Origin of the sequence: Streptomyces sp. ERV7 (genome assembly GCF_001653515.1) — a bacterium.
Lineage (GTDB): Bacteria > Actinomycetota > Actinomycetes > Streptomycetales > Streptomycetaceae > Streptomyces.
On the sequence record NZ_LYOY01000051.1, the window covers coordinates 109,682 to 128,101 of the forward strand.

Sequence of the window (18,420 nt, forward strand, 5' to 3'; positions counted from 1 at the left end):
ACGCGCTCCTCTCGATTGCCTGGCCCCAGCGTGGCGCGAGCCGGCCGGCGGCGGGAGGGACGTCCTCATCCAGGGAGCGGCACTCCCTGGATACCTGTGGGTACCGACCGTCATGCTGGGGACGTGGACAGAGAAGAACTCGCGGACTTCCTGCGGCACTGCCGGGCCCGTCTCGAACCGTCGGACGTCGGCCTCGCGGCCGGGCCCCGGCGCCGGACGGCCGGGCTGCGCAGGGAAGAGGTCGCCCAGCTCACCGGGATGTCGGTGGACTACTACACCCGGCTTGAGCAGGCCCGCGGCTCGCGCCCGTCCCGGCAGATGCTGACCGCGCTGGCGCGGGCGCTGCGGCTCAGCCGGGACGGGCGCGATCACCTCTTCCACCTCGCGGGGGAGGAGCCCCCGCGCGAGCGGCACGGCTCGGTCCATGTGCGCCCGGGGCTGATGCTGATCCTCGACCGGCTGCACGACGCGCCCGCGCAGGTGATGAGCGACTGGGGCGAGGTGCTCGCCCAGAACGCGATGGCGGCCGCGCTGGTCGGCGAGGCCGGTCCGGGCCGGAACATCATCCGCGGCTACTTCACCGAGCCGGTGCTGCGCCGGCTCTTCCCGCCCGAGGACCAGGCCGAGCACGCCCGCAGCCATGTGGCCCAGCTGCGGTCGGTGCTCGCGGCCCGCCCGGACGACCCGGAGCCGGCGGCGCTGGTGGCCGAACTGCGGGCGATCAGCGAGGAGTTCGCCGCGCTGTGGAACGAGCACGAGGTGGAGACGCGGCACGCCAAGGTGAAGCGGTTCCTCCACCCCGTGGTCGGCCTCCTGGAGCTGGACTGCGAGGTGCTGCTCAGCTCCGGCGAGGGCCAGTTCCTGGTGGTGCACTCGGCCCGCCCGGGCACGGAGTCCCACCAGCGCCTGGAACTGCTACGGGTGGTGGGCCTCCAGGACCTGACGGTCAGCCGCTGACCGATCGGCCCCTGACCGATCGGCCCCCTGACCGGTCGGGCCACTCACTGGCCGGCCCCTGACCGACGCCTCCCGGTCTCGATGGGGCCGGTGCACCGGCGCGCCCGCGCCGAGTGCCGCGAACCCCTGCGGCTGATCGGTGCCGTCCGCCTGCCTTCACGCGGCTGTGCGGGGGATCGGGCCGGGGTCCTCGACGCCCTTCGCGACCTCGCGCTTGACGCGCTGCCAGGCGAGCACCAGCGCCACCGGCAGGGTCACCGCCGCGCCGATGAGCGCCCCGTAGGCCGCTCCCTCGCCCGCGTAGTGGATGGCGAGGGCGGTCACCGTGCCCGAGGCGACGCCCGCCGCGATCATCTGCTTGAGCTTGCCCCGGTACATGCCGCTGAGGAACAGCTGCTTGGCGGGCGGTGCCACCAGCTCGTCGAGTCCGGCCGCGGGCCCGGCGCTCGCCGCCTTGGGGCGCTTGAAGTACATGAAGAACATCCACTGCCCGCACGGCTCCCAGCCGTCCGGGGCGAGCCCGGCCGTGACCGACTCGCGCTCGGCCGCGCTGTTGGCGCTCTCGCGGCGGTACTCCCACCGCATCGCCGCCGCCGGGTCGCGGCGGCAGACGAACCGGCCGACCCGGTCCAGGCCCTCGACCTCCCAGCCCTGGTCGCCGTAGTGGTTGAGGTGCTTGCGGTCGGTGTAGATGTCGGCGGTCCACTTCCAGGTCTCCGCCTCCGCGCCCGGCTCCTGCGCGGCCCGGCCCCCCGTGAGCCGGGCCGCGAAGTCCTCCGGCGCGCCGAACTCCTCGTACGGGTCGGCGGACCCCGACTCCGCCAGATAGCCGGTGAGCTCGGCGACGGTCGCCGCCACCTCGCTCTGCCGCATCCCACCGGCGCGCAGCTTCTCGGTGAGTGCCCCGAAGTAGTCGCTCTGCTCGCTCATGACGCTCGTCCCCCTGGTGTCGCGCTGGTCAGCATGGTCTGTACGGCGGTGTGGAACTCCAGCCAGGACGCGCCCTGTTCGGCGAGTGCCCGGTGGCCCTCCTCGGTCAGCCGGTAGTACCGGCGGCCCGGCCCGCGCTCGGCGGCGCGGAACTCCCCGACGGCGAGCCCGGCCTCTTCGAGCCGGTTCAGGACGGGATAGAGGGTCCCGCCCTTGATCTCTCCGAGCCCGGCCGTGGCCAGGGTCTTGGAGATCTCGTAGCCGTAGCTCTCACCCCCGGTGAGGCAGGAGAGAACGAGGAGGTCGAGGACGCCTTTGAGCCAACTGGATCTGCGGTCTGCGGCCATGCGTGTATTCCAGCACCAGCTAGATAGGAATGCAAACTAGGTGGTGGTGTTGGGGTAGGTGGCGGTGCTGAGTGGGGGCTTCGCGCGAGGGTGGGTGGTACCAGTACGCCCCGCCCCGAGAACGCCGGTTGAACACCTGGAGGGCGTCCGCGTCGTACACCCCGCGGCAGCGGACGAAGCCGATCAGGGTGATGACCGCCCACGGCGTGCCTATCGCCGTGAGGAGGAGCACGAACGACGTCATCGCCGCCTGCGCGTCCCACGCGTAGTGGCCCGCGAAGACACACACCGTCGCGACCGCCGCCACCGCGAACGTCGCCTGCGTACGCGACGCGCGCGGCAGGATCGCGTCCAGGTCCAGGCCCATGGAGTAGAGCATGAGGCCCGCGTTGCCCACCGAGCCCGCCGACGCCGCGAGGAGCAGCGGGACCAGGTACCAGCCGGGGGCCGCCGCCACCAGCGGGCCCGCGTAGTCCGCCGCCGCCCGCGTCGCGTACGCCGTGAACGTGCCGAACAGCTGCGGCACCAGGAGTCCGGCCGTCAGGCCCAGCCAGGTCGCGTGCAGTACGCGGCGAGGGGTGTGGCGGGCCGGGGAGATGTACCGCGTGTAGTCGCCCAGGAGCGTGATGAAGGCGATCGGGCCGCTCAGGCCCGCCGCCACCAGCGCCAGCAGCCACGTCGGCCAGAACGAGCCGAGCAGGTAGCCGCCCGCGTCCGGCAGCGCCGCCGTCGTGAAGTGCGGGGCGTACGCCGCCACGCCCAGGATCAGGAGTGCCGTCATCGCGACCGCCAGGATCCGGGACAGCCGCAGCAGCACCCGGTACCCGTACACCGCGCCGATCACCGTCGCCGCCGCGAGCACCGCGTACACGATCCCGTACGAGAGTCCTCCCGTGGGCAGGCCGAAGAGCCGGTGCAGCACGCCCGTCATCGCGTCGCCGCCGATCCAGACGGTGAGCGCGGTGTAGCCGAGGGACAGCAGCAGACCCACCACCGAGCCGACCAGCCGGCCCCGCACCCCGAACTGCGCTCCCGACGACGTCGACAGGTTCGTCGCGGTGCGCAGGGACACCAGTGCCAGCGGGGCCGTCAGCAGCGTGCCCACCAGGGTGCCCGCGACGACCGCGCTCACCGACGCCCACCAGCCGAGGCCGAAGGAGACCGGGAGCCAGCCGAAGACGATCACGCCCAGACAGAGGTTGGAGCCCAGCAGGATCGACACCAGGTCGCGTGGGCCGCTGGTGCGTTCCGCCTCCGGGATCGTGTCGACTCCGCGCTGTTCGATCTGCATGGGCTGCCCCTGACGCTCGATGGCCTGATTTCGACGTTCCGGTAGTTTGAGTGGCGTTCAATGTGGGCTATGCGCGGCGGGCCCGTCAACCCCTTGTGTTGAGTGATTGTGCGGTTAGAGTGGTGCTCTAATCGGAGGTGTGGTGCGTGCGACTTACCCCTACAGAACGTGACCGGCTGCTGCTCTTCGGCGCCGCCGAGCTCGCCCGGGCCCGCCGGGCGCGCGGCCTGAGACTGAACGTCCCCGAGGCGACCGCGCTGATCGCGGACACCGTCTGCGAGGCGGCCCGCGACGGGCGCAGGCTCGCCGAGGCGATCGCGGCGGCCCGGAGCGTCCTCGGCCCCGACGACGTCCTGCCGGGGGTCGCGGACGTGGTCACCGAGGTGCACGTCGAGGCCGTCTTCGACGACGGTTCGCGGCTCGCCGTGGTCCCGGCGCCCATCTCGGACGCCGCCGGGCTCGGCCGGGACGCGCCCGGCGCCGTGCTGCCCGGCCCGCAGGGCCCTGAGCCGGAGCCCGCCGTCCGGCTCGCCGTACGCAACACCGCCGCCGTCCCCGTCAGCGTCACCTCGCACTTCCACTTCTTCGAGGCCAACCCGCGCCTCGACTTCGACCGCGCCGCCGCGTACGGGATGCGGCTGTGCGTACCGGCCGGGTCCTCGGTCCGGTTCGACCCCGGCGGCGAGGGCGAGGTCGGGCTCGTACCGATCGGCGGCGCCCGTGTCGCCATCGGCTTCGCCGGACTCGTCGACGGGCCGCTGGACGCGCCCGGCGCCAAGGAAGAGGCCCTGCGCCGGGCCGCCGCCTGCGGCTACCTCGGCGTCGGTGAGGCCACCAGCCCCGAAGGAGGACCGGCATGAGCAGGCCCAGCAGCCACAGCGACCACTGCGCGCCCGGCAGCCGGCACATCGACCCGGACGAGTACGCGGCCGTCTTCGGGCCCCGGGCCGGTGACCGGATCCGGCTGGGCGACTCCGGGCTCACCGTCCGGGTGGAGTCCGACGCCCAGCGGCCCGGCGACGAGTTCCTCGCCGGGTTCGGCAAGACCGCCCGCGACGGGCTGCACCTGAAGGCCGCCGCCGTCCGCGAGACCTGTGACGTCGTGATCAGCAACGTGGTCGTCATCGACGCGGTGCTCGGCATCCGCAAGGTGTCCATCGGCATCCGCGAGGGCCGTATCCACGCCATCGGGCGGGCCGGGAACCCGGACACCCTCGACGGGGTGGACGTCGTCGTCGGCACCGGGACCAGCATCGTCTCCGGCGAGGGGCTCATCGCCACCGCCGGCGCCGTGGACACCCACGTCCATCTGCTCTCGCCGCGCATCATGGAGGCCTCGCTCTCCTCCGGTGTCACCACGCTCATCGGCCAGGAGTTCGGGCCGGTGTGGGGCGTCGGAGTCAACTCGCCCTGGGCGCTGCGCAACGCCTTCGCGGCCTTCGACGCCTGGCCCGTCAACATCGGCTTCCTGGGCCGGGGTTCGTCCTCCGACGGCGCCCCGCTGGTGGAGGCGCTCGCCGAGGGCGGCGCCTGCGGCTTCAAGGTGCACGAGGACATGGGCGCGCACACCCGTGCCCTGGACACGGCCCTGCGGGTTGCCGAGGAGCACGACGTGCAGGTCGCCCTGCACAGCGACGGGCTGAACGAGTGCCTGTCGGTGGAGGACACCCTCAGAGTGCTCGACGGGCGGACCATCCACGCCTTCCATATCGAGGGGTGCGGCGGCGGCCACGTACCGAACGTGCTGAAGATGGCGGGCGTGCCCAACGTCATCGGCTCGTCCACCAACCCGACCCTGCCCTTCGGCCGGGACGCGGTCGCCGAGCACTACGGGATGATCGTCTCCGTACACGGCCTCAAGCCGGACCTGCCCGGCGACGCCGCCATGGCGCGCGACCGCATCCGGGCCGGGACGATGGGCGCCGAGGACGTGCTGCACGACCTGGGCGCGATCGGCATCACCTCCTCCGACGCCCAGGGCATGGGCCGCGCGGGCGAGACCGTGCGCCGCACCTTCGCCATGGCCGGGAAGATGAAGGCCGAGCTCGGGCCCCTGGAGGGCGACGGCGAGGGCGACGACAACGCGCGCGTGCTGCGCTACATCGCCAAGCTGACCATCAACCCGGCCCTCGCCCACGGCCTGGCGCACGAGATCGGCTCCATCGAGGTCGGCAAGCTGGCCGACATCGTGCTGTGGCGGCCCGCCTACTTCGGCGCCAAGCCGCAGATGGTGCTCAAGTCCGGATTCCCCGCGTGGGGCGTCACGGGCGACCCGAACGCGGCCACCGAGACCTGCGAACCGCTGGTCCTCGGCCCGCTCTTCGGCGCCCACGGCGCCACCCCCGCCGAGCTCTCCGTCGCCTTCGTGGCCCGCGCCGCCCTTGACCGGGGAAGCGATCTGATGCCGACCCGCAGGCGCCGGGTCGCCGTGCGCGGCACCCGGGGCATCGGCCCCGCCGACCTCGTCCTCAACTCCCGCACCGGAGCCGTGGACGTGGACGGCCGCACCGGTCTGGTCACCCTCGACGGCGACCCGCTGCGCTCGGAACCCGCCGACTCCGTCTCCCTCAACCGCCTCTACTTCCTGTGAGAACCCCTGTGAGGACACCTGTGACGACCGCTGCCGCCGACGGCTTCCGGATGCCCCCCGAGTGGGCTCCGCACGAGCGCACCTGGATGGCGTGGCCCGGCCCCAACGTCACCTTCCCGAACGAGGGCGAGCTCGCCGAGTCGCGCGCGGCCTGGGCGTCCGTCGCCCGGACCGTACGCCGCTTCGAGCCGGTCACCGTCGTCTGCGGCCCCGGCCAGAGCGCCGGGGCGGCCGCCCTGCTCGGCCCGGACATCGACCTCGTGGAGCGCGAGCTCGACGACGCCTGGATGCGTGACATCGGCCCCACCTTCCTGACCAACGGCTCCGAACTGGCCGCCGTGGACTGGACGTTCAACGGCTGGGGCGCCCAGGACTGGGCCCGCTGGGAGCACGACGCCAAGATCGGCGCGTATGTCTCGGACCTGGCCGGGGCGCGTACGTACACCTCGCGCCTGGTCAACGAGGGCGGGGCGATCCACGTCGACGGCGAGGGCACGGTCCTGCTCACCGAGTCCGTGCAGCTGGGGCCGGAGCGCAACCCCGGCTGGACGCGCGAGCAGGTCGAGGCGGAGATCCACGGGAAGCTCGGCACCCGCAAGGCGATCTGGCTGCCGCGCGGCCTGACCGCCGACTATCCCCCGCACGGCTACGGCACACTGGGCCACGTCGACATCGTCGCCGCCTTCGCCCGCCCCGGCGTGGTCGTCGCCCACACCCAGCCGGACCCCGCCCACCCCGACCACGAGGTGTGCAGGGAGAACGTGGCACTGCTGCGCGGCCAGACCGACGCCCGGGGCCGCACCATCGAGGTCGTGGAGGTCCCCGCCCCGACCGTCCTCACCGACGACCACGGCTGGGTCGACTACTCGTATATCAACCACTACCTCTGCAACGGCGGCGTCGTCCTGTGCGGCTTCGACGACCCGAGGGACGAGAACGCGGCGGGCATCTTCCGCCGGCTGTTCCCGGAGCGGACCGTGACCCTCGTCGACGCACGTACGATCTTCGCGGGGGGCGGTGGCATCCACTGCATCACCCAGCAGCAGCCCAGGGTGGGATCCGCCCGGGTGTGATCCAGGAGGCAGAGGACATGGCCGGTCCGGCCCGCGCGCGCAGGAACGCGCCGCCGCGCGAGGAGGTGCTGGCCGCCGCCATGGCCACCATCGCGGACGGCGGTCTGGACGGGCTGACCATGGCCGGGCTCGGCCGCGAGGTCGGAATGTCCAGCGGCCACCTCCTCTACTACTTCCGCAGCAAGGACGAGTTGCTCCTGGAAACCCTGGAGTGGAGCGAGGGCCGCCTCGGTGCCGAGCGCCGGGCCCTGCTCTCCCGGCCCGGCACGGTCCGTGAGCGGCTCGACGCCTATGTCGACCTGTACGTGCCGGACCGGGCCCGCGATCCGCACTGGATCCTGTGGCTGGAGGTCTGGAACCGCTCGCAGAACGCCGACGGCGACGCCCGCGCCCGCCAGGCCGCCATCGAGGGCGCCTGGCACCGCGACCTGGTCGCGATCATCGCGGAGGGCGTCTCGCGCGGCGAGTTCCGCCCGGTCGACGCCGACCGTTTCGCGGCCCGGCTGCGGGCGCTGCTCGACGGCTTCAGCGTCCATGTGGCGGTCGGCATACCCGGCACCGGACGGCCCCAAGTCCTCGACCACGTGCGGGAGTTCGTGGACGAGTCACTGACGGAGCATCAGCCGGGGCGCTGACCGGGCGCTGAACACAACGTACGCAAGTACGCCTTATCGTTGCGTCCGCGACCCTTGTCGGCCGCATCGGCCTGGGCCACCGTGATCTTCCATGGGACGAGAGCAGTGGAAGAAGATCTGGGTCGGCTCGGCCGGCAACATGGTCGAGTGGTTCGACTGGTTCGTGTACGCCACCTTCGCGGTGTACTTCGCCGACGCCTTCTTCCCGAAGGGGAACGAGACCGCGAACCTCATGAACACGATGGGGATCTTCGCCGTCGGCTTCTTCATGCGGCCGGTGGGCGGCTGGCTGCTCGGCCGCATCGGCGACCGCCGCGGCCGCAAGGCGGCGCTGACCCTGACCGTCACCCTGATGTCCGCCTCGGCGATCCTGATCGCGGTGGCGCCGACGTACGGCGTCGCCGGATACGGGGGAGTGGCTGTCCTGCTGGTCGCCCGCCTCCTCCAGGGCCTGTCGGTGGGCGGTGAGTACGCGGCCAGCGCCACCTATCTGACCGAGGCGTCCGCCCCCGAGCGGCGCGGCTTCGCCTCCAGCTTCCAGTACGTGTCGATGACCGCCGGCCAGCTCGTCGGCCTCGGCCTCCTGATCGTCCTGCAGCGCACGATGTCCGAGGACGCGCTGCACAGCTGGGGCTGGCGGATCCCCTTCGTCGTCGGCGCGCTGGGCGCGGCGATCGTGTTCTACCTCCGGCGCAACATGCTGGAGACCGAGGTGTACGAGGAGTCCGGCGCGGCACGGGACGAGGACCGGGGCACGCTGAAGGCGCTGTGGCGGCACCGCAGGGAGGCGTTCCTCGTCATCGCGCTGACGATGGGCGGCACGGTCGCGTACTACACGTACACCACGTATCTGACGAAGTTCCTCTCCAAGAGCGCGGGCATGCCGAAGCCGACGGCCTCGCTGGTGTCGTTCTGCGCGCTGTTCGTCTTCATGTGCCTGCAGCCGCTGGCGGGCATGCTGTCGGACCGGATCGGCCGCCGTCCGCTGCTCATCACGTTCGCGGTCGGCTCGACGTTCCTGACCGTGCCGATCATGACGATGCTGAAGCACGCGGGCACGTTCTGGCCGGCCTTCGGCCTGGCGCTGCTCGCCCTGGTGGTGGTGACGGGCTACACGTCCATCAACGCGTGTGTGAAGGCCGAGCTCTTCCCGACCGGCATCCGCGCCCTGGGAGTGGCCCTCCCGTACGCCATCGCCAACGCGCTGTTCGGCGGTACGGCGGAGTATGTGGCGCTCTGGTTCAAGAAGGGCGGCATGGAGTCGGGGTTCTACTGGTACGTGGCCGGGTGCGCGGCGGTGAGTCTGGTGGTGTACCTGACGATGAGGGAGACACGGGACATCGATCTGCAGCGGGTTGTGCCTGCGGGTACGGGTGCTGCCGGTGCTGGTTCGCCTTCCGCTTCTGCCCCCGCTGTGGTCAGTCGTTCCGCCGGGGCGGAGCCCCAGGGGAACGGGGTGCCCGCATCCTGAGATCCCGGTCCACCCCGTGGTGCCTCTGTGGCAGACTGACGACCGTGCTCGCTTTCATGATGATTATGGACAGCAGCGCGCCGGTCCGCAGTGACCGCTGAACCCGCGGCAAACCCCCGCGGCAGCGGACATCGTGCCCCAGACCCGCGCGCAGACCCTTCGCACCCGCGAGGGGTCTTTTCGTTTCCCGGCCCACCATGGCCGGACGCGAGCCGCACGCGATGATGGGGGCAAGTGGAGCCAGAAAATCCGGAGCCACTCACCCGACAGGAGTCACACCAGCATGACGGCCAACGAGGCACCTGAAGAGAGCCATCGCGTCGATCGCGTCGATCGCGTCGACGATGGATTCCACGTCTTCGACACCACGCTGCGCGACGGCGCCCAGCGCGAGGGCATCAACCTCACCGTCGCGGACAAGCTGACGATCGCCCGGCACCTGGACGACTTCGGGGTGGGCTTCATCGAGGGCGGCTGGCCCGGCGCCAACCCCCGCGACACGGAGTTCTTCGCCCGCGCCAAGCAGGAGATCACCTTCAGGAACGCCCAGCTGGTGGCGTTCGGGGCGACCCGCCGCCCGGGCGGCAGCGCGGCCACGGACCCGCAGGTCAAGGCACTGCTGGCGTCCGGCGCGCCGGTGATCACGCTGGTCGCCAAGTCCCACGACCGCCATGTCGAGCTCGCCCTGCGCACCACGCTGGACGAGAACCTGGAGATGGTCCGGGACACGGTCTCCTATCTGCGGGAACAGGGCCGCCGCGTCTTCGTCGACTGCGAGCACTTCTTCGACGGGTACCGGGCCAACCCCGAGTACGCCAAGTCGGTGGTCCGGGCCGCGAGCGACTCCGGCGCCGACGTCGTCATCCTCTGCGACACCAACGGCGGCATGCTGCCCGCCCAGATCCAGGCCGTGGTGGCCACCGTACTCGCCGACACCGGCGCCCGGCTCGGCATCCACGCCCAGGACGACACGGGCTGCGCGGTCGCCAACACCCTCGCGGCGGTCGACGCGGGCGCGACCCATGTGCAGTGCACGGCGAACGGCTACGGCGAGCGGGTCGGCAACGCCAACCTGTTCCCGGTGGTGGCGGCCCTGGAGCTGAAGTACGGCATGAAGGTGCTGCCCGAGGGCGCGCTGGCCGAGATGACCCGCATCTCGCACGCGATCGCCGAGGTGGTCAACCTGACCCCGTCGACGCACCAGCCGTACGTGGGTGTCTCCGCCTTCGCCCACAAGGCGGGACTGCACGCCTCGGCGATCAAGGTCGACCCGGACCTCTACCAGCACATCGACCCGGGCCTGGTCGGCAACCGCATCCGGATGCTGGTCTCGGACATGGCGGGCCGCGCCTCCATCGAGCTCAAGGGCAAGGAGCTCGGCGTCGAACTCGGCGACGACCGCGAGCTGGTCGGCCGTGTCGTCGCCCGGGTCAAGGAGCGGGAGCTCAAGGGCTACACGTACGAGGCGGCCGACGCGTCCTTCGAACTCCTCCTGCGCGCCGAGGCGGAGGGCCGGGCCCGCAAGTACTTCCGCATCGAGTCCTGGCGCGCCATCGTCGAGGACCGCCCCGACGGCACGCACGCCAACGAGGCGACGGTGAAGCTGTGGGCCAAGGGCGAGCGGATCGTGGCGGTGGCGGAGGGCAACGGCCCGGTCAACGCGCTCGACCGCGCGCTGCGGGTCGGCCTGGAGCGCATCTACCCCCAGCTGGCCAAGCTGGAACTGGTCGACTACAAGGTCCGCATCCTGGAGGGCCGCCATGGCACGGACTCCACGACGCGGGTCCTGATCACGACGACGGACGGGTCGGGGGAGTGGGCGACGGTGGGGGTGGCGACGAACATCATCGGGGCGTCTTGGGGGGCGCTGGAGGATGCGTATACGTATGGGCTGCTGCGGGCTGGGGTGGAGCCGACGGAATAGCCCTTTCGCTCTCCCCCACCCCGCCCGTTCCCTCAAGCCCTGGGCGGGCGGCCGGGTGGCGGGCTCGGGTCGCGCTGCCGGGGGCTACGCCCCCGGACCACTGTTGCGGGGCCTGCGGCCCGCTTTCGTGTTGACCTGCGGCTCCGGTGGTGGGTTGCTCGCGCAGTTCCCCGCGCCCCTCAGACACCTCCGGGCCGAGGCACCTTCAGCCCCTCGGGCGGCAGTGAGTCAGCCCCAGCGGCTGGGCATCCGGCGGGAAATGCAGCCTCTCCGGCGTTTGAGGAGCGGGGTCCGGGGCGGAGCCCCGTTCCTTTAGGGGCGCGGGGAACTGCGCGACCAGCCCCCACCGGGCCGCAGGTCACCACGAAAGCGGGGTGCGGAACGTCCCACCGGCCCGCGGGCAAAGACCGGGCCCCGGAAGGGCGTCCCACCGGCCCGCGGGCAAAGGCCGGGCCCCCGGATCGGGGTCGTTTTGACCCGCGCGGGGGAGCGCGGGTATTCTTCTGGTTCGTTATGCGTATTGGCTTGGTCGTTCTCACGCGAGGGGCCATTACGTAGTTCTCTGGAGCAGTTACCAGTGGCTCGCATACGGGCAGCGTCCCCGGCATTGTGAGTCCCAGCTGCATGATCGCTTCAGGGTGCAATGTGTCTGGACCCCATCCACTGAAGAAGCGAAGGCTACGACCGTGCGTACGTACAGCCCCAAGCCCGGCGACATCACTCGCCAGTGGCATGTCATTGACGCCCAGGACGTCGTCCTGGGCCGTCTGGCGACGACCGCTGCCAACCTCCTCCGGGGCAAGCACAAGCCTGTGTATGCGCCCCACATGGACATGGGTGACTTCGTCATCATCATCAACGCCGACAAGGTTCACCTGTCCGGCAACAAGCGCGAGCAGAAGCTGGCCTACCGCCACTCCGGCTACCCGGGCGGTCTCCGCTCGGTGCGCTACGACGACCTTCTGGCGAACAACCCGGAGAAGGCCGTCGAGAAGGCCATCCGCGGCATGATCCCCAAGAACTCCCTGGGCCGTCAGATGATCTCGAAGCTGAAGGTCTACTCGGGCGACCAGCACCCCCACGCTGCCCAGCAGCCGGTGCCGTTCGAGATCACCCAGGTCGCGCAGTAGTTCCGGCCACACCCCCAAAGACAGAAAAGAATCTGAGGAGCATCGTGGCCGAGACCACTGTCGAGACCCCCGTCGAGGGCGAAGAGACCTACGCGGAGGTCACCACCTTCGAGTCCGAGGTCCCCGTCGAGGGCGAGTACACCACCGAGTCGATGGCGTCCCGCTTCGGCGACCCGCAGCCGGCCGCCGGCCTGGGCCGTCGCAAGAACGCCATCGCCCGCGTCCGGATCGTTCCGGGCACCGGCAAGTGGAAGATCAACGGGCGTACGCTCGAGGACTACTTCCCGAACAAGGTCCACCAGCAGGAAGTCAACGAGCCCTTCAAGGTGCTCGAGCTCGACAACCGCTACGACGTCATCGCCCGCATCTCGGGTGGCGGCGTGTCCGGCCAGGCCGGCGCCCTGCGCCTCGGCGTGGCCCGCGCGCTGAACGAGGCGGACGTCGAGAACAACCGCCCGGCGCTGAAGAAGGCCGGCTTCCTCTCCCGCGACGACCGTGCGGTCGAGCGCAAGAAGGCCGGTCTCAAGAAGGCCCGCAAGGCCCCGCAGTACAGCAAGCGCTAAATCGCGCCTGCCGCCTGTACGGCTCTCGTCCGCCCCGGCAGCACTCTTCGTGCTGCCGGGGCGGCGTTGTTTTTGGCACCAGTGGTGGGCGCCCGGGTGCGGCGCCTGGCGGATCTCAATGGAGGACAGCAGTGGGACGACTCTTCGGTACGGACGGTGTACGCGGCGTGGCCAACGCCGATCTGACGGCTGAGCTCGCGCTCGGCCTCTCGGTCGCGGCGGCGCACGTACTGGCCGAGGCGGGTACCTTCGCGGGCCATCGGCCCACCGCGGTGGTCGGGCGCGACCCCCGCGCGTCCGGGGAGTTCCTGGAGGCCGCGGTCGTCGCGGGCCTCGCCAGCGCGGGCGTCGACGTGCTGCGCGTCGGTGTGCTGCCGACCCCGGCCGTGGCGTACCTCACGGGCGTGCTCGGCGCGGACCTCGGCGTGATGCTCTCCGCCAGCCACAACGCCATGCCCGACAACGGCATCAAGTTCTTCGCGCGCGGTGGCCACAAGCTCGCCGACGAGCTGGAGGACCGTATCGAGCGCGTCTACGAGCAGCACCGCACGGGCGAGCCGTGGGAGCGGCCGACCGGCGCCGGTGTGGGCCGCGTCCGCGCGTACGAGGAGGGCTTCGACAAGTACGTCGCCCACCTCATCGGCGTGCTGCCGAACCGCCTCGACGGTCTGAAGGTCGTCCTCGACGAGGCGCACGGCGCGGCCGCCCGGGTCTCGCCGGAGGCGTTCACGCGGGCCGGGGCCGAGATCGTCACGATCGGCGCCGAGCCGGACGGCCTCAACATCAACGACGGCTGCGGCTCGACCCACCTCGACCTGCTGAAGGCCGCCGTCGTCGAGCACGGTGCCGACCTCGGCATCGCGCACGACGGCGACGCGGACCGCTGCCTGGCCGTCGACGCCGAGGGCAACGAGGTCGACGGCGACCAGATCCTCGCCGTGCTCGCGCTGGCCATGCGCGAGGCGGGCACCCTGCGCGGCGACGCGGTCGTCGGCACGGTCATGTCCAACCTCGGCTTCAAGCTCGCCATGGAGCGCGAGGGCCTCCAGCTGGTCCAGACGGGCGTCGGCGACCGCTATGTGCTGGAGTCGATGAAGGAGCACGGCTACGCGCTGGGCGGCGAGCAGTCCGGCCACGTGATCATCCTCGACCACGCCACCACCGGCGACGGCACGCTCACCGGTCTGATGCTGGCCGCCCGCCTCGCCGCGACCGGCCGCACCCTGGCCGACCTCGCGGGCGTCATGGAGCGCCTGCCGCAGGTCCTGGTCAACGTGCCGGACGTCGACAAGTCCCGGGTGGCCACCTCGGCCGAGCTGACCACCGCGGTCACCGAGGCCGAGCGCGAGCTGGGCGCCACCGGCCGGGTGCTGCTGCGCCCCTCGGGCACCGAGCCGCTGGTGCGCGTGATGGTCGAGGCCGCCGACATCGACCAGGCGCGGTCGGTGGCGGGCCGCCTGGCGGACGTCGTGAAGTCCGCGCTGGGCTAGGACCAGCTGCGTACTTCGTACGCTTCGTAAGCTCAACGAGTGGGCCCGCCGGGGGAGTTCCCCGGCGGGCCCACTCGTGTTGAGGCGCTCGGTCAGAGCTTGCGCAGGGACAGCTTCTGGACCTTGTGGTCGGGGCCCTTGCGCACGACCAGGGTGGCGCGGCCGCGGGTCGGCGCCACGTTCTCCACCAGGTTGGGCCGGTTGATGGTCCGCCAGGCGGTGCGCGCGTAGTCCAGCGCCTCCTCCTCCGAGACCTGGGTGTACTTGCGGAAGTACGAGGACGGGTCCTGGAACGCCGTCTCGCGCAGCTTGCGGAAACGATTCAGGTACCAGGTCTCGATGTCCTCGGCCCGGGCATCCACGTACACGCTGAAGTCGAAGTAGTCGGCGAGACCGACCCGGGTGCGGCCGTCCTGGCCCGGCAGGGCGGGCTGGAGGACGTTCAGGCCCTCCACGATGAGGATGTCCGGGCGGCGCACGGTCAGCAGCTCGCCGGGCACCCGGTCGTAGATCAGATGGGAGTAGACGGGCGCGGTGACCTCGTTCTTGCCCGCCTTGATGTCGGCGACGAACCGGGTCAGCGCGCGCCGGTCGTACGACTCGGGGAAGCCCTTGCGCGACATCAGGCCGCGCCGCTGGAGCTCGGCCATCGGATAGAGGAAGCCGTCGGTGGTGACGCGCTCCACGCGCGGGTGCTCGGGCCAGCGGGCGAGCATCGCCTGGAGGAGGCGGGCCACCGTGGACTTGCCGACGGCGACGGATCCGGCGACGCCTATGACGAACGGGGTGCCGCGCTGGGCGCCGTGCCCGTTGCCCGCGTCGCCGAGGAACCGGTTGAGGGAGCCGCGCAGCTCGGCGGTGGCCTGGACGTACAGGTTGAGCAGCTGGGACAGCGGCAGATAGATGTCCCGTACCTCGTCGAGGTCGATGACGTCGCCGAGTCCGCGCAGCCGCTCCAGCTCCTCGGCGGTCAGTGGCAGCGGCGACTTGTCCCGCAGCGCGCTCCACTCCTTGCGGGTCAGGTCGACGTACGGGGTGGAGTCCGCCCGATGGGCGCTTCGTGGCGGCGAAGTGATCACAGGCCCATTGTCGGGGCTGGCGGCCGGATGTGGGGGGTGGGGCGCTGGACGCGGTGGACCTCCAGGACGTGGGCGGCAGCGCCGCCGCGGCCCGCGCCGAGCTCGCCGACGTCCTCGCCGTGCCCGCCGGACCGACCGCCCACCGCATCAGCGCGGTGGGGCACGCGCACATCGACTCGGCGTGGCTGTGGCCGCTGCGCGAGACCGTGCGCAAGGTGGCCCGTACGACGTCGAACATGACGGCGCTCCTGGAGGACGAGCCGGACTTCGTCTTCACCATGTCGCAGGCGCAGCAGTTCGCCTGGATCAAGGAGCACCGGCCCGAGGTCTACGCGCGCGTGAAGAAGGCCGTCACCGACGGGCGGTTCGTTCCCGCGGGCGGCATGTGGGTGGAGTCGGACACCAACATGCCGGGCTCGGAGGCGATGGCCCGTCAGTTCGTGCACGGCAAGCGGTTCTTCCTCGACGAGTTCGGCGTCGAGAACGACGAGGCCTGGATGCCGGACACCTTCGGCTTCGCCGCCGGACTGCCGCAGATCATCAAGGCGGCGGGCGCCAAGTGGCTGCTCACCCAGAAGATCTCCTGGAGCCAGACCAACAAGTTCCCGCACCACACCTTCCAGTGGGAGGGCATCGACGGCACCCGGATCTTCACCCACTTCCCGCCCGTCGACACCTACAACTGCTCGATGAAGGGCAGCGAGATCGCCCACGCCGCCCGCAACTTCAAGGACAAGGGCGCCGCCCGGCACTCGCTGGCCCCGACCGGCTGGGGGGACGGCGGCGGCGGTACCACCCGCGAGATGATCGCCAAGGCGGCCCGGCTGCGCAGCCTGGAGGGCTCGGCGACCGTCGAGTGGGCGAGCCCCGCCGAGTTCTTCACCAAGGCGCAGGCGGAGTACCCGAACGCGCCGGTGTGGGTGGGCGAGCTCTATCTGGAGCTGCACCGCGCCACGCTGACCAGCCAGGCGAAGACCAAGCAGGGCAACCGGCGCAGTGAGCACCTGCTGCGCGAGGCCGAGCTGTGGGCCGCGACGGCGGCCGTGCGGACCGGATTCCCGTATCCGTACGAGGAGTTGGACCGGATCTGGAAGACGGTGCTGCTGCACCAGTTCCACGACATCCTGCCCGGCTCCTCCATCGCCTGGGTGCACCGGGAGGCCGAGAAGACCTATGCGGCGGTCGCGCGGGAGCTGGACGCGATCATCGGCGGCGCCCAGCGGGCGCTGGCGGGCGAGAGTCCCTCGGGCGTCACCCTGGTCTTCAACTCCGCGCCCCACGCGCGCGACGGGGTCGCGGCGGGCGCCGCCGGACCCGCCCTGCGCACCGGCGTGAGCCGCGCCGCCCCGCGCGAGGGCGGCGGCTTCGTCCTGGAGAACGGGCTGCTGAGGGTGGAGATCGACGCCCGGGGGCTGGTGGTCTCCGCGTACGACATCGGCGCCGGGCGCGAGAGCGTCGCCCCCGGCGAGGCCGCCAACCTGCTCCAGATCCACCCCGACTTCCCGAACATGTGGGACGCGTGGGACGTGGACGCGTTCTACCGCAACACGGTGACGGATCTGACGGACCTCGACCAGCTCGTCGCGGTGGAGGACGCGGGCGTGGCCGCCGTCCGGATCGTCCGCCGCTTCGGCGACTCCCAGGTCACCCAGCTGCTCAGCCTCGCCCCCGGCGCCCAGCGGCTCGACATCGACACCGAGGTCGACTGGCACGAGACCGAGAAGTTCCTCAAGGCCGCGTTCCCCCTGGACATCCACGCCGAGCGGTACGCGTCGGAGACCCAGTTCGGCCATGTCCACCGGCCGACCCACACCAACACCAGCTGGGAGGCGGCCAAGTTCGAGGCCTGCAACCACCGCTTCGTCCATCTGGAGGAGCCCGGCTGGGGCGTCGCCCTCGTCAACGACTCCACGTACGGGCACGACGTGACCCGGACCGTGCGCGACGGCGCCGAGGGCCCGGGCACGACCACCACGGTCCGTGTCTCGCTGCTGCGCGCCCCGCGCTTCCCCGACCCCGAGACCGACCAGGGGCTGCACCGCTTCCGGCACGCGCTGGTGCCCGGGGCGACCATCGGCGACGCGGTGCGCGAGGGCTACCGCGTCAATCTGCCGGAGCGGCGGGTCGCGGGCGGGGCGGAGGTGGCGCCGCTGGTGTCGGTCGACGAGGACGCGGTGGTCGTCAGCGCGGTGAAGCTCGCGGACGACGGCAGCGGCGACGTGGTCGTACGGGTCTACGAGTCGCGGGGCGGCCGGGCCCGGGCCCGGCTCACCCCGGGCTTCGAGGCGACCGCGGTAGTGGCGACGGACCTGCTGGAGCGGCCGCTCGCCGAGGGCGTGCGGCCCGAACTGGCCGACGGCGCCGTGCGGTTGACCCTGCGGCCCTTCGAGCTGGTCACTCTCCGCCTGGCGCGGACCCGTCCGGGGGCCTGACGGATGCCAGGGCCTGCTCCAGCGTGGGGGCAGGCCCCAGGACGGCCGTGAGGGCGGTGATCCGCAGGATCCGCAGGGTCAGCGGATGGTCGCAGACGAGCGCCCAGGAGCCGCCCCGTTCGGTGACCCTGCGGTGGGCCCGCACCAGCAGGGCGAGGCCCGAGCAGTCCAGGAACCGGATGGGGCGCAGGTCCACGGCCAGCGCGCCCACCCCGTCCCCGGTGAGGGCGTCCAGGCGCGGCCGCAGCGCCTGGACGGCCTGGATGTCGATCTCGCCGTGCAGCTCGGCGACGGTCACTCCGGCACGGGTGTGGACCCGCAGGAGCGGCCGCCCGTGGTGCGGGCGGGAGGCCGGCACCAGCTCTCGCGGGCCGTCGTCGACGTATTCGTTGCGGCGCACTGTCCCTCCCCCAAAGGCAGCGATGACGGGACGGCCGGGGGCTAGGGCCGCCGGGGGGAACGTTAGACGCTAGCCGGAGTGCCAGAAGTGCAGAAACAATTCACACGA

At 71.6% G+C, this 18,420-nt stretch carries 16 protein-coding genes; 11 read left to right on the plus strand and 5 right to left on the minus strand.

Going from position 1 to position 18,420, the window contains the following annotated elements:
• Positions 1–123 precede the first annotated feature (123 nt).
• Complete coding sequence (locus A8W25_RS23370; protein WP_067164625.1) at positions 124–957, plus strand: helix-turn-helix transcriptional regulator; 834 nt, start codon at positions 124–126, stop codon at positions 955–957.
• 156 nt (positions 958–1,113) lie between these two features.
• Here A8W25_RS23370 and A8W25_RS23375 read toward each other — a convergent pair whose 3' ends face one another.
• Genes A8W25_RS23375 through A8W25_RS23385 form a run of 3 tightly spaced genes read right to left on the minus strand, consistent with a single transcriptional unit; the run spans position 1,114 to position 3,525 of the window.
• Positions 1,114–1,887 (minus strand): hypothetical protein, encoded by a 774-nt coding sequence (locus A8W25_RS23375; protein ID WP_067164627.1) that lies wholly within the window; start codon positions 1,885–1,887, stop codon positions 1,114–1,116.
• Complete coding sequence (locus tag A8W25_RS23380; RefSeq protein ID WP_067164629.1) at positions 1,884–2,234, minus strand: PadR family transcriptional regulator; 351 nt, start codon at positions 2,232–2,234, stop codon at positions 1,884–1,886. The genes A8W25_RS23375 and A8W25_RS23380 overlap by 4 nt, the downstream gene beginning before the upstream one ends.
• A 19-nt stretch (positions 2,235–2,253) precedes the next feature.
• Entirely contained in the window at positions 2,254–3,525 is a 1,272-nt protein-coding gene (locus tag A8W25_RS23385) for a cytosine permease (RefSeq protein ID WP_079126330.1), read from the minus strand.
• 146 nt (positions 3,526–3,671) lie between these two features.
• On the opposite strand from A8W25_RS23385, the gene ureA reads away from it, so the two are divergent.
• The 9 genes from ureA to glmM all read left to right on the plus strand — a co-directional run bounded on the left by ureA (position 3,672) and on the right by glmM (position 14,401).
• On the plus strand, positions 3,672–4,385 hold the full coding sequence (gene ureA / locus A8W25_RS23390) for an urease subunit gamma (protein ID WP_067164631.1): 714 nt from the start codon (positions 3,672–3,674) through the stop codon (positions 4,383–4,385).
• Positions 4,382–6,115, plus strand: a complete 1,734-nt coding sequence (locus A8W25_RS23395) for an urease subunit alpha (RefSeq protein WP_067164633.1) — start codon at positions 4,382–4,384, stop codon at positions 6,113–6,115. Before ureA ends, A8W25_RS23395 begins: the two co-directional genes overlap by 4 nt.
• A 20-nt stretch (positions 6,116–6,135) precedes the next feature.
• Positions 6,136–7,188 carry an agmatine deiminase family protein gene (locus tag A8W25_RS23400; RefSeq protein WP_067164635.1) on the plus strand — a complete coding sequence of 351 codons (1,053 nt, stop codon included), beginning with the start codon at positions 6,136–6,138 and terminating at the stop codon, positions 7,186–7,188.
• Between the two features lie 17 nt (positions 7,189–7,205).
• Complete coding sequence (locus A8W25_RS23405; protein ID WP_067164637.1) at positions 7,206–7,823, plus strand: TetR/AcrR family transcriptional regulator; 618 nt, start codon at positions 7,206–7,208, stop codon at positions 7,821–7,823.
• A gap of 91 nt (positions 7,824–7,914) precedes the next feature.
• Positions 7,915–9,294 (plus strand): MFS transporter, encoded by a 1,380-nt coding sequence (locus tag A8W25_RS23410; RefSeq protein WP_067164638.1) that lies wholly within the window; start codon positions 7,915–7,917, stop codon positions 9,292–9,294.
• A 283-nt stretch (positions 9,295–9,577) separates the two neighbouring features.
• Complete coding sequence (gene cimA, locus A8W25_RS23415; RefSeq protein WP_067164640.1) at positions 9,578–11,218, plus strand: citramalate synthase; 1,641 nt, start codon at positions 9,578–9,580, stop codon at positions 11,216–11,218.
• A 686-nt stretch (positions 11,219–11,904) separates the two neighbouring features.
• Positions 11,905–12,348, plus strand: a complete 444-nt coding sequence (rplM, locus tag A8W25_RS23420) for a 50S ribosomal protein L13 (protein WP_067164642.1) — start codon at positions 11,905–11,907, stop codon at positions 12,346–12,348.
• Positions 12,349–12,392: 44 nt separating this feature from the next.
• On the plus strand, positions 12,393–12,911 hold the full coding sequence (gene rpsI / locus A8W25_RS23425; RefSeq protein WP_067164643.1) for a 30S ribosomal protein S9: 519 nt from the start codon (positions 12,393–12,395) through the stop codon (positions 12,909–12,911).
• Positions 12,912–13,042: 131 nt separating this feature from the next.
• On the plus strand, positions 13,043–14,401 hold the full coding sequence (glmM, locus tag A8W25_RS23430; RefSeq protein WP_067164645.1) for a phosphoglucosamine mutase: 1,359 nt from the start codon (positions 13,043–13,045) through the stop codon (positions 14,399–14,401).
• A gap of 92 nt (positions 14,402–14,493) precedes the next feature.
• Here the strand turns inward: glmM and coaA are convergent, their stop codons facing one another.
• Entirely contained in the window at positions 14,494–15,480 is a 987-nt protein-coding gene (coaA, locus tag A8W25_RS23435; RefSeq protein WP_067164647.1) for a type I pantothenate kinase, read from the minus strand.
• A 29-nt stretch (positions 15,481–15,509) separates the two neighbouring features.
• Between coaA and A8W25_RS23440 the strand changes: the two genes are divergently transcribed.
• Positions 15,510–17,912 carry an alpha-mannosidase gene (locus tag A8W25_RS23440; protein ID WP_234386560.1) on the plus strand — a complete coding sequence of 801 codons (2,403 nt, stop codon included), beginning with the start codon at positions 15,510–15,512 and terminating at the stop codon, positions 17,910–17,912.
• On the opposite strand, the gene A8W25_RS23445 is transcribed toward A8W25_RS23440, so the two are convergent.
• A complete protein-coding gene (locus A8W25_RS23445; RefSeq protein ID WP_234386561.1) occupies positions 17,875–18,312 on the minus strand; it encodes an STAS domain-containing protein in 438 nt (145 codons plus the stop codon). The two genes, A8W25_RS23440 and A8W25_RS23445, sit on opposite strands and share 38 nt — an antisense overlap.
• Between the last annotated feature and the right edge of the window lie 108 nt (positions 18,313–18,420).

What these genes read in the sequence shown, in the direction of transcription:
- A8W25_RS23375 (WP_067164627.1), bottom strand. Translation starts at nt 1,887, where the DNA reads ATGAGCGAGCAGAGCGACTACTTCGGGGCACTCACCGAGAAGCTGCGC.
- A8W25_RS23380 (WP_067164629.1), bottom strand. Translation starts at nt 2,234, where the DNA reads ATGGCCGCAGACCGCAGATCCAGTTGGCTCAAAGGCGTCCTCGACCTC.
- A8W25_RS23385 (WP_079126330.1), bottom strand. Translation starts at nt 3,525, where the DNA reads ATGCAGATCGAACAGCGCGGAGTCGACACGATCCCGGAGGCGGAACGC.
- A8W25_RS23395 (WP_067164633.1), top strand. Translation starts at nt 4,382, where the DNA reads ATGAGCAGGCCCAGCAGCCACAGCGACCACTGCGCGCCCGGCAGCCGG.
- A8W25_RS23405 (WP_067164637.1), top strand. Translation starts at nt 7,206, where the DNA reads ATGGCCGGTCCGGCCCGCGCGCGCAGGAACGCGCCGCCGCGCGAGGAG.
- A8W25_RS23410 (WP_067164638.1), top strand. Translation starts at nt 7,915, where the DNA reads ATGGGACGAGAGCAGTGGAAGAAGATCTGGGTCGGCTCGGCCGGCAAC.
- cimA (WP_067164640.1), top strand. Translation starts at nt 9,578, where the DNA reads ATGACGGCCAACGAGGCACCTGAAGAGAGCCATCGCGTCGATCGCGTC.